23 protein-coding genes and 1 pseudogene are annotated in these 26,261 nt (G+C 52.7%); 16 read left to right on the forward strand and 8 right to left on the reverse strand.

Going from position 1 to position 26,261, the window contains the following annotated elements:
• From ACYVG7_RS09000 to queF, 3 genes and pseudogenes are all read right to left on the reverse strand, one after another.
• A pseudogene (locus tag ACYVG7_RS09000) lies at positions 1–368 on the reverse strand (GGDEF domain-containing protein); the annotation flags it as partial.
• Between the two features lie 66 nt (positions 369–434).
• Positions 435–2,588, reverse strand: coding sequence for a hypothetical protein (locus tag ACYVG7_RS09005; protein WP_460882811.1), 2,154 nt, complete (start codon positions 2,586–2,588; stop codon positions 435–437).
• Positions 2,589–2,697: 109 nt separating this feature from the next.
• On the reverse strand, positions 2,698–3,546 hold the full coding sequence (queF, locus tag ACYVG7_RS09010) for an NADPH-dependent 7-cyano-7-deazaguanine reductase QueF (protein WP_460882812.1): 849 nt from the start codon (positions 3,544–3,546) through the stop codon (positions 2,698–2,700).
• On the opposite strand from queF, the gene syd reads away from it, so the two are divergent.
• Entirely contained in the window at positions 3,545–4,147 is a 603-nt protein-coding gene (gene syd, locus ACYVG7_RS09015; RefSeq protein WP_460882813.1) for a SecY-interacting protein, read from the forward strand. The two genes, queF and syd, sit on opposite strands and share 2 nt — an antisense overlap.
• A gap of 53 nt (positions 4,148–4,200) precedes the next feature.
• On the opposite strand, the gene ACYVG7_RS09020 is transcribed toward syd, so the two are convergent.
• On the reverse strand, positions 4,201–4,524 hold the full coding sequence (locus ACYVG7_RS09020) for a hypothetical protein (protein WP_460882814.1): 324 nt from the start codon (positions 4,522–4,524) through the stop codon (positions 4,201–4,203).
• Positions 4,525–4,804: 280 nt separating this feature from the next.
• Positions 4,805–5,053, reverse strand: coding sequence for a DUF3301 domain-containing protein (locus ACYVG7_RS09025; RefSeq protein WP_460882815.1), 249 nt, complete (start codon positions 5,051–5,053; stop codon positions 4,805–4,807).
• Between the two features lie 105 nt (positions 5,054–5,158).
• On the opposite strand from ACYVG7_RS09025, the gene ACYVG7_RS09030 reads away from it, so the two are divergent.
• The 5 genes from ACYVG7_RS09030 (at position 5,159) to ptsG (ending at position 10,962) form a co-directional block, all read left to right on the forward strand.
• Positions 5,159–5,500, forward strand: a complete 342-nt coding sequence (locus ACYVG7_RS09030; protein WP_460882816.1) for a YqcC family protein — start codon at positions 5,159–5,161, stop codon at positions 5,498–5,500.
• On the forward strand, positions 5,497–6,213 hold the full coding sequence (gene truC, locus ACYVG7_RS09035; RefSeq protein WP_460882817.1) for a tRNA pseudouridine(65) synthase TruC: 717 nt from the start codon (positions 5,497–5,499) through the stop codon (positions 6,211–6,213). Before ACYVG7_RS09030 ends, truC begins: the two co-directional genes overlap by 4 nt.
• A 406-nt stretch (positions 6,214–6,619) precedes the next feature.
• Positions 6,620–7,966, forward strand: coding sequence for a maltoporin (locus ACYVG7_RS09040; protein WP_460882818.1), 1,347 nt, complete (start codon positions 6,620–6,622; stop codon positions 7,964–7,966).
• 75 nt (positions 7,967–8,041) lie between these two features.
• Complete coding sequence (locus tag ACYVG7_RS09045) at positions 8,042–9,082, forward strand: MalM family protein (protein ID WP_460882819.1); 1,041 nt, start codon at positions 8,042–8,044, stop codon at positions 9,080–9,082.
• 431 nt (positions 9,083–9,513) lie between these two features.
• Positions 9,514–10,962, forward strand: a complete 1,449-nt coding sequence (gene ptsG, locus ACYVG7_RS09050; protein ID WP_460882820.1) for a PTS glucose transporter subunit IIBC — start codon at positions 9,514–9,516, stop codon at positions 10,960–10,962.
• A gap of 218 nt (positions 10,963–11,180) precedes the next feature.
• Here ptsG and dapD read toward each other — a convergent pair whose 3' ends face one another.
• Genes dapD through map form a run of 3 tightly spaced genes read right to left on the reverse strand, consistent with a single transcriptional unit; the run spans position 11,181 to position 15,532 of the window.
• Positions 11,181–12,005: a 2,3,4,5-tetrahydropyridine-2,6-dicarboxylate N-succinyltransferase gene (gene dapD / locus ACYVG7_RS09055; protein WP_460882821.1), complete on the reverse strand. Its 825-nt coding sequence runs from the start codon at positions 12,003–12,005 to the stop codon at positions 11,181–11,183.
• A 34-nt stretch (positions 12,006–12,039) separates the two neighbouring features.
• Positions 12,040–14,667 (reverse strand): bifunctional uridylyltransferase/uridylyl-removing protein GlnD, encoded by a 2,628-nt coding sequence (glnD, locus tag ACYVG7_RS09060; RefSeq protein WP_460882822.1) that lies wholly within the window; start codon positions 14,665–14,667, stop codon positions 12,040–12,042.
• A 31-nt stretch (positions 14,668–14,698) separates the two neighbouring features.
• A complete protein-coding gene (gene map, locus ACYVG7_RS09065; RefSeq protein ID WP_460882823.1) occupies positions 14,699–15,532 on the reverse strand; it encodes a type I methionyl aminopeptidase in 834 nt (277 codons plus the stop codon).
• Positions 15,533–15,832: 300 nt separating this feature from the next.
• Here map and rpsB point away from each other — a divergent pair, with 300 nt between their 5' ends.
• From rpsB to ACYVG7_RS09115, 10 genes are all read left to right on the forward strand, one after another.
• Positions 15,833–16,561 (forward strand): 30S ribosomal protein S2, encoded by a 729-nt coding sequence (rpsB, locus tag ACYVG7_RS09070; RefSeq protein WP_460882824.1) that lies wholly within the window; start codon positions 15,833–15,835, stop codon positions 16,559–16,561.
• Positions 16,562–16,674: 113 nt separating this feature from the next.
• Positions 16,675–17,553, forward strand: a complete 879-nt coding sequence (tsf, locus tag ACYVG7_RS09075; RefSeq protein ID WP_460882825.1) for a translation elongation factor Ts — start codon at positions 16,675–16,677, stop codon at positions 17,551–17,553.
• A gap of 72 nt (positions 17,554–17,625) precedes the next feature.
• Positions 17,626–18,360 (forward strand): UMP kinase, encoded by a 735-nt coding sequence (gene pyrH, locus ACYVG7_RS09080; protein WP_460882826.1) that lies wholly within the window; start codon positions 17,626–17,628, stop codon positions 18,358–18,360.
• A gap of 75 nt (positions 18,361–18,435) precedes the next feature.
• The gene (gene frr / locus ACYVG7_RS09085; RefSeq protein ID WP_460882827.1) at positions 18,436–18,993 is read left to right on the forward strand and encodes a ribosome recycling factor; all 558 of its coding nucleotides are present in this window, start codon (positions 18,436–18,438) and stop codon (positions 18,991–18,993) included.
• Positions 18,994–19,066: 73 nt separating this feature from the next.
• The gene (uppS, locus tag ACYVG7_RS09090) at positions 19,067–19,837 is read left to right on the forward strand and encodes a polyprenyl diphosphate synthase (RefSeq protein WP_460882828.1); all 771 of its coding nucleotides are present in this window, start codon (positions 19,067–19,069) and stop codon (positions 19,835–19,837) included.
• A 15-nt stretch (positions 19,838–19,852) separates the two neighbouring features.
• Positions 19,853–20,701: a phosphatidate cytidylyltransferase gene (locus ACYVG7_RS09095; protein ID WP_460882829.1), complete on the forward strand. Its 849-nt coding sequence runs from the start codon at positions 19,853–19,855 to the stop codon at positions 20,699–20,701.
• 9 nt (positions 20,702–20,710) lie between these two features.
• Positions 20,711–21,907 carry a 1-deoxy-D-xylulose-5-phosphate reductoisomerase gene (gene ispC, locus ACYVG7_RS09100; RefSeq protein WP_460882830.1) on the forward strand — a complete coding sequence of 399 codons (1,197 nt, stop codon included), beginning with the start codon at positions 20,711–20,713 and terminating at the stop codon, positions 21,905–21,907.
• Positions 21,904–23,256, forward strand: a complete 1,353-nt coding sequence (rseP, locus tag ACYVG7_RS09105) for a sigma E protease regulator RseP (protein ID WP_460882831.1) — start codon at positions 21,904–21,906, stop codon at positions 23,254–23,256. The genes ispC and rseP overlap by 4 nt, the downstream gene beginning before the upstream one ends.
• 31 nt (positions 23,257–23,287) lie before the next feature.
• Positions 23,288–25,717 (forward strand): outer membrane protein assembly factor BamA, encoded by a 2,430-nt coding sequence (gene bamA, locus ACYVG7_RS09110; protein ID WP_460882832.1) that lies wholly within the window; start codon positions 23,288–23,290, stop codon positions 25,715–25,717.
• A 68-nt stretch (positions 25,718–25,785) separates the two neighbouring features.
• Entirely contained in the window at positions 25,786–26,259 is a 474-nt protein-coding gene (locus ACYVG7_RS09115; RefSeq protein ID WP_460882845.1) for an OmpH/Skp family outer membrane protein, read from the forward strand.
• Positions 26,260–26,261: the final 2 nt, after the last annotated feature.

Raw genomic sequence — 26,261 nt, forward strand, 5'->3', positions numbered from 1 at the left:
ATTTTTTCCGGGATCTCTTTGATGGCACTGAGATGACGACCACCTTCCTTGATGGTTTCTCGGGTTACGCGCAGGGACTCTTCAAGGGCGACCGCGTGCTGTTGCAGTAGCTTCTCGACCACCTGAATATCATCAGAGAGCTGGTGTAATGGCGTTAACTCTTCAAAACGCTGCCGTAACTTGGCCAGTTTGTTATCCAACTCGCGGTCATGCCCACGACAAGCATGGGTCAGGCGCGTGATGAATTGTATGGCGCAGATTCGTTCGGCATCTGTTTGTTCGGCAAGCACACCCAGCTCCAGTTCTTTTTGGTCCAGCCGTTCTCTGAGTTTGCTTAGTTGCCCAGCGATGGCAGATACATCATTCATGTCCAAGTTCCATACGGTATTACGCCATGGCTGGCTGAAAAGCAAAGAGGTGAATCGACTCACCCGTTAGACAATGTGCTGCCACTCGATCAGCTGTTTGCCATGTAGCGCGTTGACTTTGACAAGTCCTTTGTCAATGGCCTCCAGAGCCCGGGCTCTGAACACACCATTGAAAAATGCCGCTTGCTGACAGTCAATAGCAGAAAGCTCAACCCATGATGTTAGTTGGCACTTTTCGGCAATTTGGTCCGCCGCGGCTAGGGCGATCAGACTCAATTCAACCACATTGTGACTTTCTATCGCGCGCGGGCAGCGGGTGAGGAACGGAAAGTGCACCAATCCCATGACGACGCGATTATCCAGTTTCAGTTCAATCAGCATCTCGGTCAGGCGGGAAATCCAGAATTCTGCGCTGGCTACCAGGCTGCTACCCGGTGTGTGCGGTTGCAGCAGTAAAAAGCGACTCTCCGCCAGTTGATACAGCTGTTCACGCTCCGTGCACATGGCAATGAGGCGATCGGTCAGCGTCTGCTGCAATTGTTCCGCCTGCTCGGTGCCCACGCGCTCGCAGAGTCGGCGCAGTGCTGGCAAGCTGATATGGATGAAGTGTCGCGCATTATGCGTTAAATCATCATCCGGTTCACCGACATCCACTTCGGGACGCTGATCCAGCTGTTCCAGCGTTTCCTGGAGCTGGTACTGATTGGGTAGATGACTGAAGGGGGCTTGTCCTAACTGTTGTTTCAACTGGTGCATATTGGCGCTGGATTGGGTCTGTCGCCGATTCATGCGCAGTAATACGTAACACAGGACCCCAATCAATAATGTGGTTACCGCGGTCAACCAGAGATAACGGGTGCGCTCCTGGGCTAACTGTTGCTGCTGTTGTTTCAGGCTGTTGACATTACGCTCCAGTTCAACGCGTAAATAGTTGTCTCGAAATTGCTCATTCCCCTGATGTTGGTAGCGATTCGACGTCGCCTCGCTACCGGCAGCAAACTGTTTGAAGTGACTGAGAGCTTGCCGGAACAGCCCTTTTTGCTCATAGGCCTGAGAAAGCTGGTAATGCAATTCCGGAATGGCAGGGGCGGATAAGTCCGACTGCGCCGGTACGCTTTCCAGCAAGGCAATGGCTAATTCTGGCTCATGCTGTTGCAGATGCAGCGCGCTGAGGGTGATCAGGGTGGCTAGTTCGCCTTGTCGATCCCGGTTGAGTTTGTAGCTGTTGCGTGCGGCGATGAGATAGGTTCGGGCGGCGGCTCGATTGCCGATTTTCAGGTAAGTTTTGCCAATTTCATGATTGAGATGGGCCAACGACAGCGGGCGATTGATGTTGCGATAAATATCCAGAGCGTTAAAAAGCAGGGAGAGTGCCAGATTGGGGTCATTGGCTTCGCGGTTTAGGGCCGCCAAACGGATCAAACCCTGGGCCAACCAGTCGCCATTGCCGATCCGCTGCCACTGATCGCAAGCCATCTCGCTAAAATGCAGCGCTTGGGACAGATTGCCATTTTGTTCAAAGATCAGGCTCATTTTTTCTGCGAGCTGAGCCTGGAGCAAGGTTTCATTCTGACTGATGGCGATACGCAAGGCATCGGCGTAGCTGGCTAAAGCCATCTCGTTTTGTTGGCGTGCGTCATGATAGTCACCGGAGAGGGTGAGGATCGCGATATCGAGTGCGGCCGGTAAGGTGTTGGTCGTGAGTAGATCACGCAAGTTGGCCAACTCTTTTTGCGCGATCTCGAAGCGGTGTAATTCAACATTCAGGCTGGTTTGTAACAATTGGGCATATAACGGCAATAGTGCGTTGCTCACGGTGGTGGTGCGCAGCTGGTGTTGTAGTTTCTGCAGTTGGGACTGTGCGGTTTTATAGTCGCTGTTCGCCAGCAGGGCCTGACGCCCGAGCTGGAAATAGGCGATGGCTTCAAGGGTGGGCAGGTTGAACTGATGCGCCTCTCGCGCCGCCTGAGTAAACATCTGTTGCGCCAAGACATCCTGGGATTGCCGGGTCAAACAGTGAGCGTAGATTAACGTTGCTTCCACGCTTTGCTGGCGGGTGCGGTAACGTTCGGTTGTCTCCCGGTAAGCGCTGGGATTCTGTGTCAGCGCCGGCAGCACCTTGTCCACGAGTTCGCGTTGTAAAAACTGCTGCGAGAGCTGAATGCAATGTTCAGGATGTGAGCTTTCCTGCTGCTGAGCCTCGACCAGGGGACCAGGCATCAGCGTGGTCTCCAAAGGCAGCGAGGGCAGTGCAAAACTAGAAAGAAGTAGAGTCAGCGATAACACGCGGGCACCATCCTGATTACAGCGATTGCATTCATGAGCCGCCTTACTGCCGGATCAAACGAAGATTGGCAGGCACAGGCTGCCAGCTACTCCGGAATGGATTGATATCTAATCCCCCCCGGCGCGTGTAGCGCGCATAGACGGTCAATTGTTCGGGCTGACAATAGTGCATCAAATCGACGAAAATACGCTCTACGCATTGTTCGTGAAATTCATTGTGTTGGCGGAATGAGACCAGATAACGCAGCAGAGCCTCATGGTGGATTTGCTTGCCCCGGTAGTGTACCACCAGGCTGCCCCAATCCGGTTGACTGGTGACCAGACAATTTGATTTCAGTAAATGGGAGTGCAATACCTCGTCAACCTCGACATTGGATGTTGCATGGAGCAACAGCTCAGGATCAAATTGGTAGCTATCGATAGCGATATCCAGATCATCGATGCAGGTCCCGGGAAGCCGCGCGATCTCATGGGGGGCATCGGAGAGTGAATAGAGGCTGACTTGGACTGGGCCGCCAGCACAGGCGGATAGATCCCGCTGCAGGGTGGCACGCACTGTGTCGATATTGGCAAACTGCGTCTGATTGAAGCTGTTGAGATACAGTTTGAACGACTTGGACTCGATCAGGTTGCTACTGGTGGCAGGTACCGCTACCTCGCCAATGGCTACTTGCGGCTTACCTTTGGTATTCAACCATGAGAGCTCATACAGGGTCCAAAGATCGACACCGGTAAACGGCAGTGCGGCACCCAGTTGCAGGTCTTCCCGATTCAGACTGCGGGGCACGGGTTGCAACAAGTCTGGCGCATAGTGCGCCATATAATCCTGGCTTTTGCCTAGCGACAACCCTTGCAAAGCAGGGCTGTCATGGTAGCGAGCTTTGTGTGTCATGGCGCTCGGCCTCGAGTTAAAATACGGCTTTGCCTCATTGTGGGAAAAAGCGATGTCGAATCAAGTTGTTTCAGCAATGTCTGAATTGTTTGTGCGCTGGATGCGCTACCAACGACAGTCTGGAGGCCTACCTAGGCGTAGCTTTGATGCCGAATGGCGCTCACCCTGCGAAGTGGGTGATGTTTGGGATCAGCAGATTAGCTGGCAACCCGTCGCGAGGCCGGAAGCGGGAAGCATGGCGAATGTCGAATCGGGTCTGGAAATGGCTCTGCATACGGATCTAGTAAGTTATTTTTGCCATTGGTATGCGGGAGCCTTGGCTTTTTCATTTAAAGGTTTGCGCGTTGAGCCCGTGTTAGCGTGGAATGCTGCTGACTTTGAGCGCTTACAGGAAAATCTGATCGGTCATGCGCTGATGCAGCGGCGCCTGCGCTTGCAGCCCACATTCTTTTTAGCTACCACGCGTTCGGATTCCCATGTGATCAGCCTTGATAATGCGAGTGGCGAGGTTTGTTATGAACGGCTTGGTCGTGAGCAACGCCAGCGACTAGCGCCCAACCTGGCAACCTTTTTGGCGCGACTGGAGCCATTACGGAATTAGTAACGCCCTCAGTCATGAGGGCTTTTTGCTGCTCTATATGTATATGTCCCAAGTTACTCGAATCGTTCTGTCATGATCCGAATACTACGGCGTAGCATCACTACCTCTTCCCGGAGTTGCGAAACCTCATCCCGTAGCTGCTGGATTTCAACCTGTAGCGGATCTACCGATTGCTCTGGATTGAGAGGTCTGGCTGCAGCAATGGGTTGCTCTTCACCGGCATTGCTTGTTGCCTGCTGGCGCCAGCGCTGGATCCCAGTAATCACATCCGGCATCGGGCAAGGGGCTGGCAGGCGGGCCTTGATCAAGGCGACGGATGGTTGTTTTCCTTCTGCGTGCAGTTGTCGTGCTATCTGCATGACGGTTTCTATCGACATTTAGCGTTCTCCGAACAAGTCGAGTCTCAATGATGAACGGTCGGGAAGGGGATGACGTTGTCGGCATGTTCCCGGTGACTATGCACCCGAAACAGCGGATGGCGCAAACCGGTTAGAAATAACTCGCCCTGAGATTTGTCTTCCCCGGCTTCGCCAGGGCGGGAGCATACTTTGATTTAGGATGATTTTTGCTCAAAAATGGCGTGCCAAATTGCATAAGTCATCAGAAAAATTCATTTTCAAGCGGGAATTTTAACGTCATGCACCTAATGGATAAAAATCATACGAAGTATGCTCCCGCCCTGCCGGCTTCGCTGTATTCAAACGTAAAACACGAGGGTTTATGCAACAACATTCGCAGCAACAGCGGCAGGATCTCTGCCTCGTGGCGGGCGATGGATATGAACTGCCACTGTTCACGACCGCAGTACTGATTGACCAGTCGTTCTGCCAGCTCCGCCTGTCGGCGTCGTTGCCAGAATTCGATGGCGATAACGAGTAAACCGCACAAAAACCAATATTCACTCATGGCGTTTTCCTCGATGGTGGCTGAACTGGGATGACATCTGCTGCGCAATATAGGGAGCCGCTGTTGCTAATGCTATAGTGCGCGGCGATTTTTGGAGAATTGAAGATGAGTCAACTCGTGCGTGTCACCCATATTCTTGAACAACTAGAGCTGGAATTAAAGCAGCGCTCACTGTGGCAGATGGCCCCTCCCACTGCGGAGGCTATGGCCAGCACTCTGCCTTTTTGCATGGATACTCTGGATTTTCATCAATGGTTGCAGTTTGTGCTGATTGCCCGCTTGCGGCAGATGATGCTGCTACAGATGGCATTGCCAACCCAAAGTGCGCTTTATGCCATGGCGACAGAAGTCTATAAGCAGGAGCTTGCCCATCACGGTTCACTGCTGGATACACTGGCCGCACTCGATGAAGCCTTGACTGGCCAACCTGTAGATCGTCAGCCATGAGTTTGCGTGTGTTGTATCAGGATCAATACCTGGTGGCGATTGATAAGCCTGCGGGGCTACTGGTGCATCGCAGTTGGTTGGATAAACATGAAACCCGATTTGCCATGCAGATGACCCGAGATCTGATCGGTAAACACGTCTATCCGGTGCATAGGCTGGATAGACCGACTTCGGGGGTCCTGTTGTTTGCACTGGATCCGGTAACGGCTCGTCGTCTGAGTGAGGATTTTGCCCTGCATCGGGTGCAAAAAGAGTATCTGGCACTGGTGCGGGGTTGGGCTCCGGAGCAGTTGTACATTGACTACCCGCTCAAAGAAGAGCTCGACAAGATCGCGGATGTGTTTGCGGATCCGGATAAACCAGCGCAGTCCGCGCAAACCTGGCTACAGCGCTTACAGACGATTGAACTTCCCCATGCCGTATCCCCCCGCCATCCATCCAGTCGTTACAGTTTGGTGCGCTTATTGCCTCATACCGGGCGTAAGCATCAGCTTCGTCGCCATCTGGCTCATATCTCGCATCCGATTGTGGGTGATACCACTCATGGTGATGGTCGGCATAACCGTTTTTTCCGTGAGCAGTTCGATTGCCAGCGACTGATGCTGTGCAACAGCCGTCTAACGGTTCAACATCCGGTGCATGGATTTCCGCTATGCCTAAAGGTGGAGCAGGATCAGCAATGGAAACAATTATTTGAGCAATTTGGCTGGTGAGTCTTATCCGGGGAGGAGGACCCGTGGTTGATTTGTATTCTGCAAGCGCTTTCAATCGGACAGTTTGTTAAAAAGAAAGTTCCAAATTGCAGGTGATCTTGATCAAGATTGTCTGATCAGACGAGTTTGATGATTTTGTCGGTGAAGCGCGAATTTGAGTTTTTTTGGTTTTATATTCCGCATGTTTGTTGTTTTTGGTGTATTGGTAGTTGCATGCTCCGTATTTTGTTTATTTTATGGTTTTTGTGGTTGTTGGGGTGGGAGTTGCCATTTTGTGACGAGGCTCAATTCCACGGGTGAAATGGGATCCCTATAATGGCCCCGGACAGTCGTTAGCCCTTTTCGGTTTACGACACGTTTCCACCAATTTATGACCATTTACCCCCAAGGGATAAAGGAAAATATTATGACAGCAAAGTGGCTTCCAATTTCTGCAGCAGTAATTATGGCTCTGGGCTCTGCCTCTGCCTCCGCCGTTGATTTCCATGGCTACATGCGTTCTGGTGTCGGTGTCTCCCAAGATGGTGACATGCAGACCTACGCTAAGAAAAAGGTCGGTCGTCTGGGCAACGAAGATGATACCTACTCTGAAATCCAACTGGGCCAGGAAGTTTACAACAAGGGCGGCAAGACCTTCTATGTGGACTCAATGTTCGCCATGACCTCTAACGGCTCTAACGACTGGGAAAGCACCTCAGCTAACCAGGTTTGTGACAGCACTGCTACTGCCGCTAATGGTGTTTGTGCCAAGAGTGAAGATGTTGAATTTGCTCTGCGCCAATTCAACGTCCAGGCCAAGGGCCTGTTCGGTGGTAGCGAAGTGACTTGGGCTGGTAAGCGTTTCTACCAACGTCATGATATTCACATCTCTGACTTCTACTACTGGAACATCTCTGGTGCCGGTGCCGGTGTTGAAGCCATTCAGGCTGGCCCTGGTCAGTTGTCTTTTGCTTGGGTTCGTAACGATCGCAGTGCTAAAGACTTGGAAATGAATCAATACGACCTTATTGCAGGATGGGATGGCAATACATCTGTTGTGTTGCGAGATCCGGTAAACATCAACACGTTGGATGCTCGCTATGCCGGTATCCCGTTATGGTCTGATGCCACTCTGGAAGTGGGCGCTGACTATGCTATCGTCAATTCGACTGATGCCCAAGATGCCTTGGATGGCAAGTACAAGAATGCCAAAGATGGCGTGATGCTGACGGCTGAACTGACCCAAGGTATTCTGGGTGGCTTCAACAAGACCGTACTGCAATACGGTACTGAAGGTTACTCCAAGAATTTTGCCTTCCAAGGCGACGGTAGCTGGTATGGCGCCGAAGCCAAAGATGGTGCCGATGGTTTCCGTTTCATCAACCACGGTGTGATCTCTCTGGGCGACAGCTGGGACCTGAGCCATCAACTGGTTTATGGCGTAGGTAACGAGATGTGGGGTGGCTTGGACAAATGGGAAACCTACTCTGTAGTTGTTCGCCCAGTCTACAAGTGGACCGACACCATGAAGACCATCTTTGAAGTCGGTTATGGCAAGGATAAGCAAAGCAATCTGGATGGCTCTAGCGCCTCTAATGATGGTGAGAAGTACACCATTGCTCAAGCCTTCTCTGCTGGCAAAGGCTTCTGGGCTCGTCCTGAAATCCGCGTGTTTGCTTCCTACCTGAGTGTTGGCGATCAAGGCACTCCGTTCAACAGTGGCAAAGACGACAACACCTATAACTTCGGTGTACAAGCTGAAGCTTGGTGGTAAGCTTAAGCGCATAAGTTAAGACTGCCCCCGTCTGACGGGGGCTTTTTTTTTAAAAAAATTGCTCAGGATGTTTTGATGAAAGCGACTCGATTAACTATTGCATTACTTGTTGCTGCTATGACGTCAGCGTGCTCCTCGGTCGATGATCTGATTGTTCCGACCGGCGAATATAAAGCGGTTCTAGATAATCGTGATGCAGCCATTGACCAGTTGCATCAAGCACAAAATTGCTGCCAAAACATTGCATCTTTTACCTTCACTCCTATCCCCGCCGATTTTGAGCAATTATTAGTCATTGACGGTTCAACTCCGGTATTTACATTTGATGATGGCAAGAGTCATTTTTTAGCCTTCCAGTTGCCGCAAAATAGCGGTGATCTAAAAATTACACTTGCGGCACAAATCGATCAGTCCCTGTTTTTACCCAAAGTAATGATGCTGGATAGTCAGTTCAGAGTGACTCGTGTTTTGGGTAGTGATGTATTCAAATATGAACCAGCCAAATTGCTGGAGGGTAATCGCCTCGAAGGTGAATTTACGATCGACCGTACCTATATTGGTAACCCGAACAACGAAAGTTATCTTGTGCTTTACACCTCGGAAAGTAAGCTGAACGAAACCACGACTATTACCAGCGATGCCAAGTTGATGGCCAAATCGTTGGCGGTTGTAGATCCAGGCATCAAAGATCCTGTCATTCCTCATTCGCCTTGGGGTCTGGTCAAGATGTCTGTAGAAGATCTTTCCGGTAACTCGGGGCTGGAAAATCTCTACAAACCGGCCTACCAAGATACGATTCAGGCAACAGTTCCTAAGGCTGAAGTCGCTCCGAACAAATTGGTGATAGCACCGGCAGCAGCCACTGCGGCTGTGGTCGCAACAGCCCCCGCTGCGAACCAGGCCGCGGCATTGACGGCTGCTCCCGTTGCCACGACGACGGTGGCAACCGGAACTATGCTGGCAGAAACGGAAGCCATGTATAACCAGTTAATTCAGAAGGCGGTCAGCTCGGGTGATATTGAAAAGGCCATGGCGCTGAGTGGTGAGGCTGAACGGGCTGGCTCTGGTAGTGCCAAGCAGACGTTAGTGAATGCAATCAAGAACTCACAGAAATAAACCATACAAAGATTCAAATAAACCCCGCTTGCGGGGTTTATTTTTATTTAAAGAAGCGATATAAAAATAAATATCGAGACTAGTCACAAAAACAGCAATGTTACATATGGTTACATTTGTATTGCGTTTTATTACGTTGAGAATTGTTGAGTAGACAATTTAAATCTATCTGAAACAGACATTGAAATATTCAATGATTACAATTAAATGTCAAAAATTCATTCAAATATAACCACTTGGTTTTAAACAAAATTCTTTGTGATCGCCCTTTCGTTTTTTGCATCTCCTGCGTTTGCCCTTTTCATCTTCGCGCTATATTCCACTCGTTGAATACATTCGTAAGGCAATAACCATGATGACAGGTTTTAATAGCTTGTCCGGTGTATTCACAATAATCACTTAAGGACGCAAACTCCTCAGGAGCTCACACTATGTCAAATCTGTTCGCAAACCTGCAGAAAGTCGGTAAATCACTGATGCTGCCGGTATCCGTACTGCCCGTTGCAGGTATTCTGCTGGGTGTCGGTGCCGCCAAATTCAGCTGGCTGCCGGCCATCGTTTCACAAATTATGGAACAAGCCGGTGGTGCCGTATTCGGTAACATGGCTCTGATCTTCGCAATCGGTGTAGCTCTGGGCTTCACCAACAACGACGGTGTTGCCGGTCTGGCCGCTACCGTTGGTTACGTAATTCTGACCAAAACCATCGGCGTAGTTGCTCCGATCATCGCTGGCCTGGATCCGGCTGCCGCTGATTATGCTTCCATGGCGGACAAGGTTTCCAACGTCGGTGTTCTCGGTGGTATCGTCGCCGGTGGTATCGCCGCCTTCATGTTCAATCGCTTTTATCGCATCCAGTTGCCTGAATACCTGGGCTTCTTTGCCGGTAAGCGTTTTGTTCCGTTGTCTACTGGTATCGTCGCCATCGTTGTCGGTGTGGTCATGGCCTTCGTATGGCCGCCAGTTGGTGCTCTGATCCAGTCCTTCTCCCATTGGGCTGCCTATCAGAACCCGGCTCTGGCATTCGGTATCTACGGTCTTGTTGAACGTTCACTGATCCCCTTCGGTCTGCACCACATCTGGAACGTACCTTTCTTCTTCGAAGCAGGTGAGTACACCAATGCTGCTGGTCAGGTGATCCACGGTGAAATCGCTCGCTACATCGCGGGTGACCCAACTGCCGGTAACCTGGCTGGTGGTTACATGTTCAAAATGTACGGTCTGCCTGCTGCTGCCATCGCTATGTGGCATGCTGCCAAGCCAGAAAACCGTGCCAAGGTTGGTGGTATCATGGTCTCCGCAGCCCTGACCTCCTTCCTGACCGGTATCACCGAGCCAATCGAATTTGCTTTCCTGTTCGTGGCTCCGGTTCTGTACGCAATTCACGCTCTGCTGGCTGGCTCTGCATTCGTAGTTACCATCCTGCTGGGTATGAAGCACGGTACTACTTTCTCCCACGGTTTGATTGACTTCGTTGTTCTGTTCGCTCAATCCACCAAGGGCTGGATGTTCCCAATCTTGGGTCTGGTCTACGCTGCGATTTACTACACCATCTTCCGTGTAGCTATCTCTGCTCTGGATCTGAAGACTCCGGGTCGTGAAGACGAAGTTGCCGAGGAATCTGTTTCTGAAATGGCTGAGCACTACATGGCCGAGCAGCTGGTTCTGGCTTTCGGTGGCAAGGCTAACATTGCTTCTCTGGACGCTTGTATCACTCGTCTGCGTGTCGGTGTTAAGGATGTGGCCAAGGTTGACCAAGCCAAGCTCAAGCAACTGGGCGCCGCTGGTGTCGTCGTTGCTGGTTCTGGTATCCAGGCCATCTTCGGTACCAAGTCTGACAACCTGAAGACCGACATGGATCAGTGGATGCAATCCCACTAAGCATTCAGTTCCATCGCAAAAAGGGAAGCTTCGGCTTCCCTTTTTTATTGGGCCGCTTTTAGCTCAATGTGATGGTTAGAAAATAGGGGAGAGATGAGCTAGATCCTGTAGCAACGTGCTTCTTCATTTCTCCTGTCCAAGATCTCGGAGGTCTCAGCGGCAGGTAATAAAAAGGGGACCGAATGGTCCCCTTGGTATCAACTGTGTCTGTAGGACAGTTAGTCGATGCTACGCAGCAGGGCATTGATGCCGACCTTGGCGCGGGTCTTGGCATCCACCTTCTTGACGATAACGGCGCAGTACAGACTGTAGGTGCCGCACTTGGAGGGCAGGGAGCCTGATACCACAACTGAACCTGCCGGTACGCGACCATAGTGGATCTCGCCGGTTTCACGATCGTAGATGCGGGTGGATTGGCCAATGAATACGCCCATGGAGATCACGGAGCCTTCTTCAACGATGACACCTTCCACGACTTCGGAGCGGGCACCGATGAAGCAGTTATCTTCGATGATGGTCGGGTTGGCTTGCAGTGGCTCCAGAACACCACCGATCCCGACACCGCCGGAGAGGTGAACATTGGCACCGATCTGGGCACAGGAGCCGACGGTCACCCAGGTATCAACCATGGTGCCTTCACCAACATAACCGCCGATGTTGACGTAAGAAGGCATCAGCACGGCGTTACGGGCGATGTAAGCCCCCTTGCGCACGATGGCATTCGGTACCACGCGAATGGCCTCTTCCTTGAAGCGTTCCGGTGTATAGTCTTCAAACTTCAACGGCACCTTGTCATAGAAGTTGGTACCCGGCGCGGCCAGCATGGCATTGTCATTGATGCGGAAATAGAGCAGCACCGCCTTTTTCAGCCACTGATGAACCACCCACTCACCGGCAATTTTCTCGGCGACGCGCGCTTTACCGGAGTCCAGCATGTCTACAGTTTGCAGAATAGCTTGGCGTGTCAAGGCATCGACGGTCGCGGGGGTGATGCTTTCACGGCGCTCGAAAGCTTCTTCGATCAGGCGTTGTAACTCAGTCATGATTGTCTCCCTTCAAAAAATGGCATCCTTTTTATCACATATCGTCGTCGGGGTTTAACTCGGCGACCAATTTTTCTCGCACTCGATCCTCGTCGGCATCGGTCAGTAACTGACCATCACGGCGGGTGAGGGAGAAAAAGTCTTCGACTCGCTCGCCTATGGTGGTGATTTTGGCGGCATGGACTACTAATTCGCAATTCTGGAACACGGCGCCGATCCGGGCAAGAACGCCCGGGCGGTCGAGCGCGGTCAGCTCGATCAAGGTGTGTTTTCGATCGCCTTTATTCGGCAGGAAGTTGACCCGAGTAGGGACAGTAAACTGGCGGTGGCGGCGTGACAGCGGTTTTGGCTTGGGTAACGGCATTGCCGGATTATTCAGGGCATTAGTCAGCCCTTTGCGCAACGACGGGATCCGCTCCGGATCCACGGCATCACCATTGGACTCCAGCACGACAAAGGTGTCCATCACATAACCATCTTTGGAGCTCATGATCTGGGCGTCGTGAATATTCAATCCCTTGTGACCGAGTATCGAGGCTACCGTGGCGAACAGGTTGGGCATATCCCGACAATAAAGGAATAGCTCGCTGCCACCGCGCGCCGCATGCTGGCCAAACAATACCAGGGGCTCACTCTTGTCATGGGGCAGAATATGCTGGCTATGCCAGGCAATTTGCTCCGGGCTATGCCGCATGAAGTAATCGGCCTTGAAGTTTTGCCACAAAGTCAGAATGGCATCTTCGGCAATACCACTGGGGCGTAATAGCTCCAGCGCCTTGCGCTGGTTTTCCCGGATCCGCAATTTCAGATCAGGCGGATTTTCCAGACCGAGCCGTAAGGCTTTCTGGGTGGCGAAATAGAGTTCGCGCAGCAGGGTACCTTTCCAGTCATTCCACAGATTGTCATTGGTGGCACAGATATCGGCGACCGTCAGGCAGTAGAGATAGTCCAGGTGTTGTTCATCACGGACTTTTTCCGCAAAGTCATTCACCACATCCGGGTCATAGATGTCACGTCGCTGGGCCGTGACGGAAAAAAGCAGATGCTGACGAGCCAGCCAGGCTACCAGGCGACTTTCGTAGCGATCGAGTCCGTGTAGTTGGCAGAAGTAGAGTGCTTCACTGGCCCCCAGTTCCGAGTGATCGCCGCCCCGGCCTTTGGCAATGTCGTGGAACAAGGCGCCGAGTAGTAGCAACTCAGGTTTTGGTAGCCGGGAGTAAACCTCACGAAACAGCGGTTGCTCACGTTCGTTGTTGGGCAGGATGAAGCGATGGATATTCTTCAGCAATCGATGCGTGTGCTCGTCGACCGTATAGGCATGGAACATATCAAACTGCATTTGGCCGACAATCTGCCCCCACTGTGGCAGATAGGCAGCAAGGATCCCGTGCTCATGCATCAGTGTAATGGCGAGTCCCATGCCCTGGGGATGTCGCAACAGCTGGATAAACTGCTGGCGACATTCGGGCAACTCTTGCAGCGAGAAGATCAGACTGCGACGGGCTTCGCGCAGTTGCCGCAGGCCCGCCGAATAGATACCTGTGATCTCGGGGTGTTCGGCAATCTGGTAGAACAGCGACAGCATGGCTAGCGGTTCGCGGCGAAAGAGCTCGGGATCCCGGGTATCGATGAGAGTCCCTCGTAGCAGGAACTGCTCGTTCAGCAGGCGAACCTCGGTGGCACCATTGCCCAGGATCGCCTCATCAAATAGTTGCAGCAGCATCTCGTTGAGTTCGGCTACCCGACGTACCGTCTGGTAAAAGCGTTTCATCATCTGCTCGATGGGCGCATTGCCTTGTCCGGGATAGCCTAGCAGTTCCGCGACGGCGCGTTGGCGATCAAACAACATGCGGTTGTCATTCTTGTCGATGGCAATGTGCAGGGCGAACCGCAAGCGCCAGAGAAAGTTCTGGCAGTCCAGCAACTCCAGGTATTCGGAACGGCTGAGAAAACCGTAGCTGGTCATTTCATAGAGACTGGTGGCACCGAACTGGCGTCGAGCCACCCAGGCGAGAGTCTGGATATCCCGTAACCCACCCGGGTTGCTCTTCAAGTCAGGCTCTAGCGTATAGACGGTGTCTTGATATTGCAGATGGCGGGCAGTCTGTTCATCCCGTTTGGCACGAAAGAAGGCGTCACTGGGCCAGAAATGATCGGGTTGAATGGCTTGACTCAGAGCAGCAAAGGTATCCAGAGAGCCGGTAATCAACCGGGATTCCAACAGGTTGGTGGCGATGGTGATATCCAGTTTCCCCTGCGCCACACAGTCACTGACGGTACGGACCGCATGACCGACCTCCAGCTTCAAATCCCAAAGCAGGGTCAGATACTGACCAATGCGCTCCCCGATCGCGGCGGACAGGGGAGAAGGGCTGAGAACCAGAATGTCGATGTCGGAACTGGGATGCAGCTCCCCGCGGCCATAACCACCGACCGCAACCAATGCTAGTTGCGGCTGTTCGGCCAGACCGAACTGCTCCCAACACAGACTCAGCAGCTGATCGATGAAATGGGAACGAGCCGCCACCAGTTCCCCGACCGGGCTGCCGGCCAAAAACTGGTCGCGTAGCCAGCCTTGAAATTGTCCCAGGCTCTCCCGGCCGTTGGCCATTTCCAATGGCGCCGCCGGCAGGAAATCGGGGATCGGTTGATAGTGTTGCATGCGGCCTCCCTGGCGGCGTGGCGAAGCTGGCTCAGCCCTTGATGTAACGCTCCAGCGTTTCATCGCTGCGTAAGGTCAACACTTCACAGCCCTCTTCGGTGACCAGCAAGGTATGTTCGTACTGTGCTGAGGGTTGACGATCGCCGGTGGTCACAGTCCAGCCATCTTTGCGATCAACCTTGCAGCGGTAGGTACCGGCGTTGATCATCGGCTCTATGGTGAAGCACATGCCAGGTTTGAGCGTCAGCTTGTGGCTATTGCGGTAATGCAGCACCTGCGGCTCTTCGTGAAAGGCTTTGCCCAGGCCATGACCACAGTAGTCGCGAACCACCGAGAAGCCAGCTTTTTCCGCCATGGGTTGGATGACGGCGCCAATTTCGCTCAGGCAGGAGCCCGGGCGAACGGTGCGAATGGCGGCATACAGGGTTTGCTGGGCAATGTCGCAGAGTTGGCGATTCCGTGGCGTCGCGTTGCCGATGATAAACATCTGCGAGGTATCACCATGATAGCCATCTTTGATGACGGTAATATCCAGGTTGATAATGTCGCCATCCCGCAGTTTTTTATGATTCGGAATTCCGTGGCAGACCACTTCATTGATCGAGGTGCAGATGGATTTCGGAAAGCCGTGATAATTCAGCGGTGCCGGGATAGCCTGTTGCACATTGACGATATAGTCATGGCACAGCTGGTTCAGTTCTTCGGTGGAAACGCCGGCCTTAACATGAGGGGCGATCATTTCCAGTACTTCAGCCGCCAGACGGCCTGCAACACGCATTTTTTCAATTTCATCCGGGGTTTTCAGTACGACTGACATGGCATCTCTCGATTCAGATTTTTGGCCGCTCACCCTTGGGGCGGGCATCCTGCGCGCGGCATTTTTGATGATGCGAAATTGTAACGATTTGCTACTCGGAGTTCCAGTTTGCTGATCCGGATCAACAAATTTCTGATTGTCGAGGCAACTCTGATCGGACCGCAGTGACGGCAGGGCTCGACGGTGGTGTTTGCGGGGCGAATATGGTATAAAGCGCGCCGAGTCATGCCTGTCATGCTCAACACACTTAAATCCTTAAACCACACACACATCGACACGCTCTCCGGGGTGCCCTTTGGGTCGGAGTCGCGGGATGTGTGGAGGCCTAACCCCATACAGAGGTTTAAAATGGCAAAAGTTTCAATGCGCGACATGCTGCAAGCCGGCGTTCACTTCGGTCACCAAACCCGTTTCTGGAACCCGAAGATGAAGCCTTTCATCTTTGGTGCCCGTAACGGTGTGCACATCATCAACCTGGAAAAGACTGTTCCTATGTTTGATGATGCGCTGAACTTCATCAGCAGCGTTGCTGCCAAGAAGGGCAAGATCCTGTTCGTCGGTACCAAGCGTGCTGCCGCTGAAGCCGTGAAAGAAGCCGCTGGTAGCTGCGATCAGTTCTATGTGAACCATCGCTGGCTGGGCGGTATGCTGACCAACTGGAAGACCGTTCGTCAGTCCATCAAGCGTCTGAAAGATCTGGAACTTCAAGCTCAAGACGGTACCTTCGAAAAGCTGACCAAGAAAGAGGCGCTGATGCGTACTCGCGAAATGGAAAAGCTGGAAAAGAGCCTGGGCGGTATCAAGGATATGGGCGGCCTGCCGGACGTTCTGTTCGTTGTTGATGCTGAGCACGAGCACATCGCTATCAAAGAAGCCAACAACCTGGGTATCCCGGTTGTGTCTATCGTTGATACCAACTCTAACCCGGACGGCGTTGATTACATCATCCCGGGTAACGACGATGCGATCCGTGCCGTTAGCCTGTACCTGTCTGCCGCTGCTGGTGTTGTGAATGCCTCCCGCGAGCTGGACATTGCAGTTCAAGCCGAGCAAGACGGTTTCGTAGAAGCCAACTAATAAAGGCCCGGACAGTTCGCTGTTCCCCCTTATTAACCCGTTGTAATTGGTTAGCAGGGGTCCTCGTGACCCCTGCATTTTTATACAAATCACTCAGACCGAGGATATAGGACATGGCAAACATTTCCGCCGCTCTGGTTAAAGAACTGCGCGAGCGTACCGGCGCGGGCATGATGGACTGCAAAAAAGCACTGACCGAAGCCGATGGCGACATCGAGCTGGCGATCGAGAACATGCGTAAGTCTGGCCAAGCCAAGGCTGCCAAGAAGGCTGGCCGTATCGCTGCCGAAGGCGTGATCTTGGCTCGTGCCGAAGGCAACACCGCTGTCATGATCGAGCTGAACTGTGAAACCGACTTCGTGGGCAAGGACGTCAGCTTCCGTGCTTTCGGTGAACAGATTCTGGCGCTGGCCGTTGCTAACAAGATCACGGATCTCGAAGCACTGAAGGCCGCCACCATGGAAAATGGTGATAGCGTTGAAGTCTCTTTGAACAACCTGATTGCCAAGCTGGGCGAAAACATGAACCTGCGCCGCGTGATCGTGGTTGAAGGTGACAACCTGGGTACCTATATCCACGGTGGTCGTATTGGTGTTATCACCAAGCTGGTTGGCGGTACCACAGATCTGGCTAAAGATCTGGCCATGCACGTTGCTGCCAACAGCCCGCAATTCGTTAAGCCGGAAGATGTTTCTGCTGAAGTGGTTGCCAAAGAGCGCGAAATCCAAATCGACATCGCGATCAACTCTGGCAAGCCGAAAGAAATCGCCGAGAAGATGGTTGAAGGCCGCATGAAGAAATTCACCGGTGAAATCTCCCTGACCGGTCAGCCGTTCGTCAAGGACCCTTCCGTTCTGGTTGCCGATCTGCTGAAGAAAGAAGGCGCTGATGTGCTGGAATTCGTTCGCTTTGAAGTAGGCGAAGGCATCGAGAAGCAAGAGACTGACTTCGCCGCCGAAGTTCAGGCTCAAATCGCTGCCATGAAAGGCTAATCTGCGATAAAGTTAGCAAGCCAATTCAGACCGCGACCTATGTCGCGGTCTTTCTATGACCAGGAAGAAAAGATGAGTACCAATCCTAAAGCTGCTTACAGACGAATTCTGTTGAAACTGAGTGGTGAAGCCCTGCAAGGTGATGAAGGCTTCGGCATTGATCCTGCGGTGTTGGAACGTATGGCTCAGGAAATCAAGGAGCTGGTAGAGCTCGGGGTACAAGTCGGTCTGGTCATCGGTGGCGGTAACCTGTTCCGTGGTGCCGGTCTTGCCAAGGCAGGCATGAACCGGGTGGTGGGTGATCACATGGGTATGCTGGCGACCGTGATGAATGGTCTGGCCATGCGGGATGCGTTGCATCGTGCCTATGTGAATGCGCGCCTGATGTCCGCCATCAGTCTGCAAGGGATCTGTGATTCTTACAGCTGGGCCGAAGGGATCAGCCAGTTACGCGCGGGCAAGGTCGTAATATTTGCTGCAGGTACCGGTAATCCATTTTTTACCACCGATTCGGCCGCTTGTTTGCGCGGTATCGAGATCGAAGCCGATGCCGTCTTGAAGGCGACCAAGGTGGATGGTGTTTATTCTGATGATCCGGTCAAGAATCCGGATGCTGAACTGTATACTGAACTTGATTACAGCGATGTGCTGGATAAAGAACTCAAAGTCATGGATCTGGCCGCCTTCACTCTGGCGCGAGACCATAACTTGCCGATCCGTGTCTTCAACATGAATAAGCCGGGCGCTTTGCGTCGTGTCATCATGGGCGAGCAGGAAGGTACTCTGATCCATCACAAAAACAAATAACACTGGCTTTGCCGATCGCATTTACTGGTTACAATCATCAGTAAAGTCAGACGACACAGAAGAAGGATAACGACAGTGATCAATGATATTAAGCAAGATGCAAAAGAGCGGATGACTAAGAGCGTCGAGTCGCTCAAGAGTCAGATGTCCAAGATCCGTACCGGTCGTGCACAACCGGCACTGCTGGATGGCATCACCGTTGATTATTACGGTTCTTCCACCCCGCTGCGTCAGGTCGCTAACGTGGTGGCCGAAGATTCACGCACGCTGGCGGTTACCGTATTCGATCGTTCGATGATCCAGGCCGTTGAAAAGGCCATTATGACCTCTGATCTGGGGCTTAACCCCTCATCGGCTGGTACCACGATCCGTGTGCCGTTGCCTGCGCTGACCGAAGAGCGTCGTAAAGATCTGATCAAGTTGGTGCGTGCTGAAGCGGAGCAGGCTCGAGTTGCGGTCCGTAACGTGCGCCGGGATTGCAATGCCGATCTGAAGGCCTTGCTGAAAGACAAGGATATCTCCGAGGACGACGATCGCCGTGCTCAGGAAGACATCCAGAAGCTGACCGATGGTTTCGTCAAGCAGGTGGATGACTTGCTGACCGCCAAGGAAAAAGAGCTGATGGAAATCTGATTGTCACATCAGGTATAGTACCGACGCCGTGTAGGTCTCTGCACGGCGTTTTTCTATGTACAGGAGATGAAGCATGTCGTTACCTGCCTCTCTCGGTGAGATGGCCAAACAGGGGCTCCCCCGACACGTTGCCATCATCATGGATGGTAATGGACGCTGGGCCCAACAGCGCGGCAAGATGCGCGTCTTCGGTCATAAGGCAGGAGTGAATGCGGTTCGCGATGCAGTCTCCGTCGCCTCCCGTCTTGGCTTGTCGGCCCTGACTCTCTTTGCTTTTTCCAGCGAAAATTGGCGTCGACCGGAATCTGAGGTCTCGGCCTTGATGGAGCTCTTCATCCATGTTCTCGGCGGTGAAGTCAAGAAGCTGCACAAGAGCAACATCCGCTTGCGGATCACGGGAGAACGCTCCCGATTCAGCTCTCGCCTGCAAGACAAAGTTGCTGCCGCAGAGGCACTGACGGCCAACAATACGGGTCTGATACTCAACGTGGCTGCCAATTATGGTGGCCGCTGGGATATTACTCAGGCTGCCGCTGCTTTAGCGGTCGAAGTACAGGCTGGCCATTTGGCGCCGGAGCAGATCGATGAAGATGCCTTGGCCCGGCACTTGAGTACCCATGGCTTACCCGATGTCGATCTGTTGATCCGCACCGGGGGCGATCATCGCATTAGCAATTTCGTGCTCTGGCAGGCGGCCTATGCTGAGCTTTATTTTACGCCGGTGCTATGGCCGGATTTTGATGCAGTGGTATTTAGTGAGGCAATTGCCTCATTTGCCAGCCGTGAACGCCGCTTTGGCTGTACGGGTGAACAGATCAGGGCGTTGTTGGACCAACCCGGCTGAAGTTAGAGGATCTCGTTGTTGAAACAAAGAATTATCACTGCGCTTGTCCTGATCCCCTTGGCGATTGGTTGGATGTTTTTTTTGTCGCTAGATGCCTTCAGCCTGGGAGCTATTCTGATTTTTTTGCTCGCCAGTCGGGAGTGGGGGCGCTTTGTCTGCCCGGCTCATCCCCATCGTTTGTTGCTCCCCATGGGTGCCTTGCTCACTCTTACCCTGTGGTTAAGTCCCCCTTCCTTGTTGCCCGTGGCGGCTCCGCATCCGCTGGTGATGGCGATTTTATATGCCGGTGCGCTATGGTGGCTTGCCGCGCTGGTGATGGTTTTGCGATATCCTCGCGGCACCCAGCTGTGGCGTGAAAGTGCCAGCCTGAAGGCGCTATTCGGCGTTTTGACTCTGTTGCCGTTTTTCTGGGCGCTGCTGTTACTGCGTAGCCATGATTATCTGGCCGACCCGATGCTGGGCGGTTGGACATTGTTTTTTGTGATGCTCTTGGTCTGGTGTGCCGATTCGGGGGCCTATTTTGTTGGCCGGGCTTTTGGCCAGCGTAAGATGCTACCGGCGGTCAGTCCGAAGAAGACAGTCGAAGGTCTGCTCGGGGGCTTACTGTTGTCGGCTCTGGTGGCGGGTGCGGTTGCCTATAGCCGCTCTTTGGGCGTTCGAGAAACTGTAGTCATAGTGCTTTGCGCCATGTTGGCCGTTGTTGCTTCCGTGTTGGGTGATCTCTCAGAGAGCTTGTTCAAGCGTGAGGCGGGTATCAAGGATTCGGGTTCCCTGCTGCCAGGACACGGTGGGGTTCTGGATCGCATCGACAGCTTGACGGCCGCTTTGCCGATTTTTGTCGTCAGCTATTTGTTACTCAACTAGGGCTTTGCCATGCATCAGCTGACTGTGTTGGGCTCGACCGGTTCTATTGGTCGTAGCACTCTGGATGTGGTGCGTCGTCATCCGGAACGTTTTAATGTGGTGGCTCTTGCGGCGAATGCCGATGTCACCCGAATGTTGGCCGATTGTCTCGAATTTCGACCTCAGTATGCCGTGCTGGTACAAGAGGATGCGGCGGTAGCCCTGCGTCTGGCACTGGCCGAGGCTGGGATTCAGGATGTAGAAGTGCTCAGTGGTGCCGTTGCCTTGCAAGAGGTGGCTCGGCTTGGCGCGGTCGATACTGTCATGGCCGCTATCGTCGGTTCTGCCGGTTTGCTGTCTGCGCTGGCGGCGATAGAGGCGGGCAAGCGGGTTCTATTGGCCAACAAAGAGGCGCTGGTGATGTCTGGTGCCTTGTTTATGCAGGCGGCTCAAGCATCGGGGGCAACCATACTGCCCGTGGATAGTGAACACAATGCGATCTTCCAATGCTTGCCTGAACATGTACAGAGTGCCATGGGCTACTGTGATCTCGCCGCGGCGGGCGTGGAGCGCATCTTGCTCACCGGCTCTGGTGGCCCCTTTCGCTACACGGCGTTGGAGAACCTCGCCTCGGTCACGCCAGAACAAGCTATTGCTCATCCTAACTGGTCTATGGGACGCAAGATCTCGGTAGATTCCGCCACCATGATGAACAAGGGGCTTGAGTTCATTGAGGCCAAATGGTTATTCAATGCGGCGCCGGAACAAATCCAGGTCATCATTCATCCCCAGTCCGTGATCCATTCTATGGTGCAATATAAGGATGGCTCTGTGCTGGCGCAGATGGGACGACCCGATATGCGCACGCCAATCGCCCATGCTTTGGCGTATCCGCAGCGAGTCAGCTCCGGAGTCGAGGTTCTCGATTTCTTTTCTCAAGGCGAGTTGAGCTTTATCCGACCGGATTACGAGCGCTATCCTTGCCTGCAGTTGGCGATGGACGCCTGTTGGTCTGGCCAAGCGGCAACGACGACGCTGAATGCCGCAAATGAATTGGCTGTAGGGGCATTTTTGGATGCTCAAATCGGGTTCATGGACATCTATCGAGTCTGTGCCCAGGTGGTCGAATCGCTATCTATTCGTGCTACGCCGGATTTGACCACGATTCTTGAATTGGACTCCGAGGCCCGGCGCCTGGCATTACGGTTACTCAAGGAGACAACATGACGGCCATTCTCTGGAATTTCTTTTCCTTCATTCTTGCGTTAGCCATCTTGATTGCTGTGCATGAGTGGGGTCATTTCTGGGTTGCCCGGCGCTGCGGTGTTCGGGTTGAGCGTTTTTCTCTCGGGTTTGGCAAGGTACTGTTTAGCCGCAAAGACAAGTTGGGAACCGAGTTTTCCCTATCTCTGATCCCGCTCGGCGGATACGTGAAGATGCTGGATGAACGGGTAGATCCGGTGCCAGCAGAACTCAAGTCACAAGCCTTTAATAACAAAGCCGTGTGGCAGCGTTTTGCGATCGTGGCGGCAGGCCCGGCGGCTAACTTTGTGTTTGCGCTCTTCGCGTTCTGGCTAATGTTTATGGTCGGTGTGCCGACCGTCAAGCCGGTGATTGGCGAGGTCAGGCCACAAACGGCGGCGGCAGCGGCCGGTTTGCAAGCGGGGATGGAGATCCTGCAGATTGGTGAGCAGACGACACCTGATTGGGAGGCTGTAGCCTACGCTCTTGTGGGGCATCTGGGTGATGATGAAGTGCAGCTGACGGTGCAGGACGACCGTGGGATCCGGTTACAGAAGCAACTGTCATTACAGGGCTGGGCGCTGGATGGCACAGAGGAACAGGCTCCCTTTACGGCGTTGGGGATTGATCCTCTTGGCCCGCAAGTGACTCTCGAGGTCGGTCAACTGGTGGCGGATGGGAGTGCCGAGCGAGCGGGTTTGCTGGTGGGGGATCGTTTACTGGCTGCCAATGGTCAGCCATTGACCGAGTGGCAGCAATTTGTCACCTTGGTCCAGGCATCTCCGGACAGATCCATAACGCTGCGAGTGCTCCGTGCTGGTGCCGAGCTTGAGCTAGCGTTGATCCCTGCGGCCCGTGAGCAGCAAGGGAAGGTGCAAGGCTATGTTGGCTTGGCCCCTAAAGTCCTGCCTCTGGATGACAAGTATCGCGTGGAAATGCACTACGGCCCTGTTGATGCGTTGTGGGCGGGGGTGCAGAAAACGGGTGCTGTCATGTCATTGACCGTGGATATGCTGGGTAAGCTGATTACCGGTGTGGTTTCGCTGGATAATCTGAGCGGTCCGATCTCAATTGCGAAGGGCGCAGGCAGCACTGCCAGTTTTGGTCTGGTATACTTCCTCGGTTTTTTGGCGCTGGTGAGCGTCAATTTAGGTATTATCAATTTATTCCCTCTGCCGGTGCTGGATGGAGGGCATCTGCTGTTCTTTGTCTTTGAGGCAATAACCGGCAGACCTGTACCGGAAAAAGTGCAGGAATATGCATTCAAGTTTGGCGCAGCCGTTTTGGTTTGTTTGATGGGGATTGCGCTGTTTAATGATTTTGTGCGCCTGTGAGGGCGTGGCAACTAGGACATACGAGAATAACATGGCTGTAAGAAAAGCGCTGGTCGCCTCTTGCCTGTTGGGCATCAGTTTGATGGCTCAAGGGGCCGAGTTAACTTCGAGTTCCTTTGTCGTTAAAGATATTCGTGTTGAAGGATTGCAGCGGGTTACCTTGGGGGCTGCGTTACTCAATTTACCGGTGCGAGTGGGTGACACCCTGGATGCGCAAACATCAGCTAATGCCATCAAGAAGCTCTACGCTTCTGGGAACTTTGAAGATATTCAGTTGATACGGGAAGGCGATGTTCTGGTGGTCGAAGTCAAAGAACGACCGACCATCAGTAATATCGAATTCGTGGGTAACAAAGACATCAAAGAAGAGCAACTCAAGCAATCTATCGAGTCTTCTGGTGTTCGCGTCGGCGAACCCCTAGATCGCACGGTATTGCGCTCGCTGGAAAAAAATCTAGAAGATTTTTACTACGGCGTGGGTAAGTATTCAGCCAAAGTCCAGGCGATTGTGACTCCGTTGCCGCGGAATCGCGTCGATTTGAAGCTTAACTTTGTGGAAGGTGTCTCCGCCAAGATCCAGCAGATCAATATTGTCGGTAACAAGGTCTTTGCCGAAGATCTATTGCTGGCGCAGATGTCCTTGCGTGATCAGGTTCCTTGGTGGAACTTCATTGCGGATCAGAAGTATCAAAAGCAAAAGTTAGGCGGTGATCTGGAGGCCCTGAGCTCCTATTACATGGACCGCGGTTATGTGCGCTTCAAGGTTGAGTCGACTCAGGTTGGCATGACGCCTGACAAGAAAGGCATTTATATCACCATCAATATCAATGAGGGTGAGCAGTACAAGGTTTCGCAAGTCAGCCTGAAAGGGGACTTGATCGGCCGGGGCAGCGAAATGCAAAAGCTGATCCCCATTACGGCAGGTGAGCTCTATTCTGCTGCCAATGTCACCCATACCGAAGAGAGTTTATCCAAGTTCCTGGGTAAATTTGGTTATGCCTATCCGCAAGTCACCACTTTTCCCCAGATTGATGATGAGAAAAAAGAAGTTTCTCTGAATATCAATGTGACTCCGGGGCCGCGCATCTATGTCCGGAATATCATGGTGCAAGGTAACCAGGCGACCAAGGATGAGGTGGTGCGTCGTGAGATGCGGCAGATGGAAGGGACCTGGCTGTCGAATGAACAGGTTGAAAGCTCCAAAGCGCGTCTGAACCGCCTCGGATTCTTCGAAACCGTTGAGGTGCAGCCACGCCGCTTGCCGGGCAGTGAGGATAAGGTTGATCTGGATGTCACCGTTAAGGAGCAACCCGCAGGTTCAGTAACCGGTGGTGTTGGCTATGGCACCACCTCTGGGGTGAGTTTCCAGTTCGGCCTGACTCAGGACAACTTCATGGGCTCGGGTCGGAAGGGTGCGTTTACCTTCAATATGAACGACTACAGCAAGACGTTTGATGTCAGCTATACCGATCCTTATTTTACGCTAGACGGTATCAGCCTTGGTGGCCGCGTGTATTACACCGAGTTTGAGGCGGGCGATGCCAATCTGGTGGATTATAACAACCAGACCATCGGTACTCGGGTGACGGCGGGCTATCCGGTGAACGAGATTAACCGCCTTGAATACGGCGTTGGCTTCGAACATAACAAGTTGTCTCAACTTCAGGCTTACGCGCAAATTCGTAAATTCTGGGAAATTTATGCCGAGAATCGGGATAGTGAAGGTCGGGTGGTATTCAACAACTTTGATCTTTCCAGTAGCTGGATCCGCAACGATCTGAACAAGGGGATGTTCCCGACTCAGGGCGATAAACAACAGCTTAACGGCAAGATTACCATCCCGGGTTCGGATCTGCAGTTCTACAAGGTCAGCTTTGATGACTCTCACTACTACCCGCTGGATAAAGAGCATAGCTGGGTCTTGTTGGGGCGGATGAAGCTCGCCTATGGCGCAGGATATGGTCAGGTTGGTGGCTTCGATCAGGTACTTCCGTTCTTTGAAAATTATTATGCGGGTGGCAATGACTGGTTGCGGGGCTTCAAGAGCAATAGCGTAGGGCCTAAGGCGCTCTATCTGTACAACGATCAAGGTAATAACAGCATCACGGCGACCGATCAGTCTGTCGGTGGTAATGCTATGAGTGTTGCCAGCTTCGAGTTTATCGTTCCGACACCGTTTGCCAGCGAATCCTATCGCAACCAGTTACGGACATCGGTGTTCTTTGATATCGGGACTGTCTGGGACACTACTTTTGATCCCGCAGATTACAACGCATGTAGTTCATCCTGTGACAAATTCTACGATTATTCTGATCCATCGCTATACCGCTCCTCTATGGGGATTGCCCTGCAATGGCTATCACCTTTAGGGCCATTAGCATTCTCGTTTGCCCGTCCGATCAAAGAACAGCCGGGTGACAAAACAGAAGTATTCAACTTCAATATCGGTCGCACCTTCTAAAGGTGAGATAAAACAAGGAGTAGGAAGTGGGTAAAGTATTACAAGTCGCTAGTCTGGCTCTGGGTTTGATGGCCGCAGGTTTCTCGGCTCAAGCATCTGCTGAGACCAAAATTGCAGTCATCAATGTGCCGCGCATCATGCAGGAAATCCCGCAGGGCAAGGCAGTTGAAGCCAAGCTGAAATCCGAATTTTCTTCTCGTATCAGTGAGATGCAGCGTCTGGAAACGGAAGGCCAAAACCTAGCTGCTAAATTGAAAAAAGACGAAGCCTTCATGGCTGCCGATGAGCGCACCAAACTGCAGCGTCGGCTGGCTGAACTGCAAGCCGACTTCAATTTGAAGGGACAAGCGTTGCAGGAAGATCAGCGTCGCCGTTTCAATGAAGAGCAGAAGAAGGTGCTGAACAAGGTTCAGGACGCCATCGACAGTATTGCCAAGGCACAAGGCTATGATCTGGTGTTGAATGGTCAATCTGTGGTTTTTGGTGCCGAGAAGCTGGATATTTCGGCTCAAGTCATCCAACAAGTTAGCAAGAGCAAGTAAGC

Source organism: Pseudaeromonas pectinilytica, from assembly GCF_054780855.1.

What these genes read in the sequence shown, in the direction of transcription:
- pyrH (WP_460882826.1), top strand. Translation starts at nt 17,626, where the DNA reads ATGAGTACCAATCCTAAAGCTGCTTACAGACGAATTCTGTTGAAACTG.
- uppS (WP_460882828.1), top strand. Translation starts at nt 19,067, where the DNA reads ATGTCGTTACCTGCCTCTCTCGGTGAGATGGCCAAACAGGGGCTCCCC.
- rseP (WP_460882831.1), top strand. Translation starts at nt 21,904, where the DNA reads ATGACGGCCATTCTCTGGAATTTCTTTTCCTTCATTCTTGCGTTAGCC.
- syd (WP_460882813.1), top strand. Translation starts at nt 3,545, where the DNA reads ATGGCGCTCGGCCTCGAGTTAAAATACGGCTTTGCCTCATTGTGGGAA.
- truC (WP_460882817.1), top strand. Translation starts at nt 5,497, where the DNA reads ATGAGTTTGCGTGTGTTGTATCAGGATCAATACCTGGTGGCGATTGAT.
- ACYVG7_RS09040 (WP_460882818.1), top strand. Translation starts at nt 6,620, where the DNA reads ATGACAGCAAAGTGGCTTCCAATTTCTGCAGCAGTAATTATGGCTCTG.
- tsf (WP_460882825.1), top strand. Translation starts at nt 16,675, where the DNA reads ATGGCAAACATTTCCGCCGCTCTGGTTAAAGAACTGCGCGAGCGTACC.
- ACYVG7_RS09030 (WP_460882816.1), top strand. Translation starts at nt 5,159, where the DNA reads ATGAGTCAACTCGTGCGTGTCACCCATATTCTTGAACAACTAGAGCTG.
- ACYVG7_RS09005 (WP_460882811.1), bottom strand. Translation starts at nt 2,588, where the DNA reads ATGCCTGGTCCCCTGGTCGAGGCTCAGCAGCAGGAAAGCTCACATCCT.
- bamA (WP_460882832.1), top strand. Translation starts at nt 23,288, where the DNA reads ATGGCTGTAAGAAAAGCGCTGGTCGCCTCTTGCCTGTTGGGCATCAGT.
- dapD (WP_460882821.1), bottom strand. Translation starts at nt 12,005, where the DNA reads ATGACTGAGTTACAACGCCTGATCGAAGAAGCTTTCGAGCGCCGTGAA.
- ispC (WP_460882830.1), top strand. Translation starts at nt 20,711, where the DNA reads ATGCATCAGCTGACTGTGTTGGGCTCGACCGGTTCTATTGGTCGTAGC.
- queF (WP_460882812.1), bottom strand. Translation starts at nt 3,546, where the DNA reads ATGACACACAAAGCTCGCTACCATGACAGCCCTGCTTTGCAAGGGTTG.
- glnD (WP_460882822.1), bottom strand. Translation starts at nt 14,667, where the DNA reads ATGCAACACTATCAACCGATCCCCGATTTCCTGCCGGCGGCGCCATTG.
- rpsB (WP_460882824.1), top strand. Translation starts at nt 15,833, where the DNA reads ATGGCAAAAGTTTCAATGCGCGACATGCTGCAAGCCGGCGTTCACTTC.
- ACYVG7_RS09115 (WP_460882845.1), top strand. Translation starts at nt 25,786, where the DNA reads ATGGCCGCAGGTTTCTCGGCTCAAGCATCTGCTGAGACCAAAATTGCA.
- ACYVG7_RS09045 (WP_460882819.1), top strand. Translation starts at nt 8,042, where the DNA reads ATGAAAGCGACTCGATTAACTATTGCATTACTTGTTGCTGCTATGACG.
- ACYVG7_RS09025 (WP_460882815.1), bottom strand. Translation starts at nt 5,053, where the DNA reads ATGAGTGAATATTGGTTTTTGTGCGGTTTACTCGTTATCGCCATCGAA.
- ACYVG7_RS09020 (WP_460882814.1), bottom strand. Translation starts at nt 4,524, where the DNA reads ATGTCGATAGAAACCGTCATGCAGATAGCACGACAACTGCACGCAGAA.
- map (WP_460882823.1), bottom strand. Translation starts at nt 15,532, where the DNA reads ATGCCCGCCCCAAGGGTGAGCGGCCAAAAATCTGAATCGAGAGATGCC.
- ptsG (WP_460882820.1), top strand. Translation starts at nt 9,514, where the DNA reads ATGTCAAATCTGTTCGCAAACCTGCAGAAAGTCGGTAAATCACTGATG.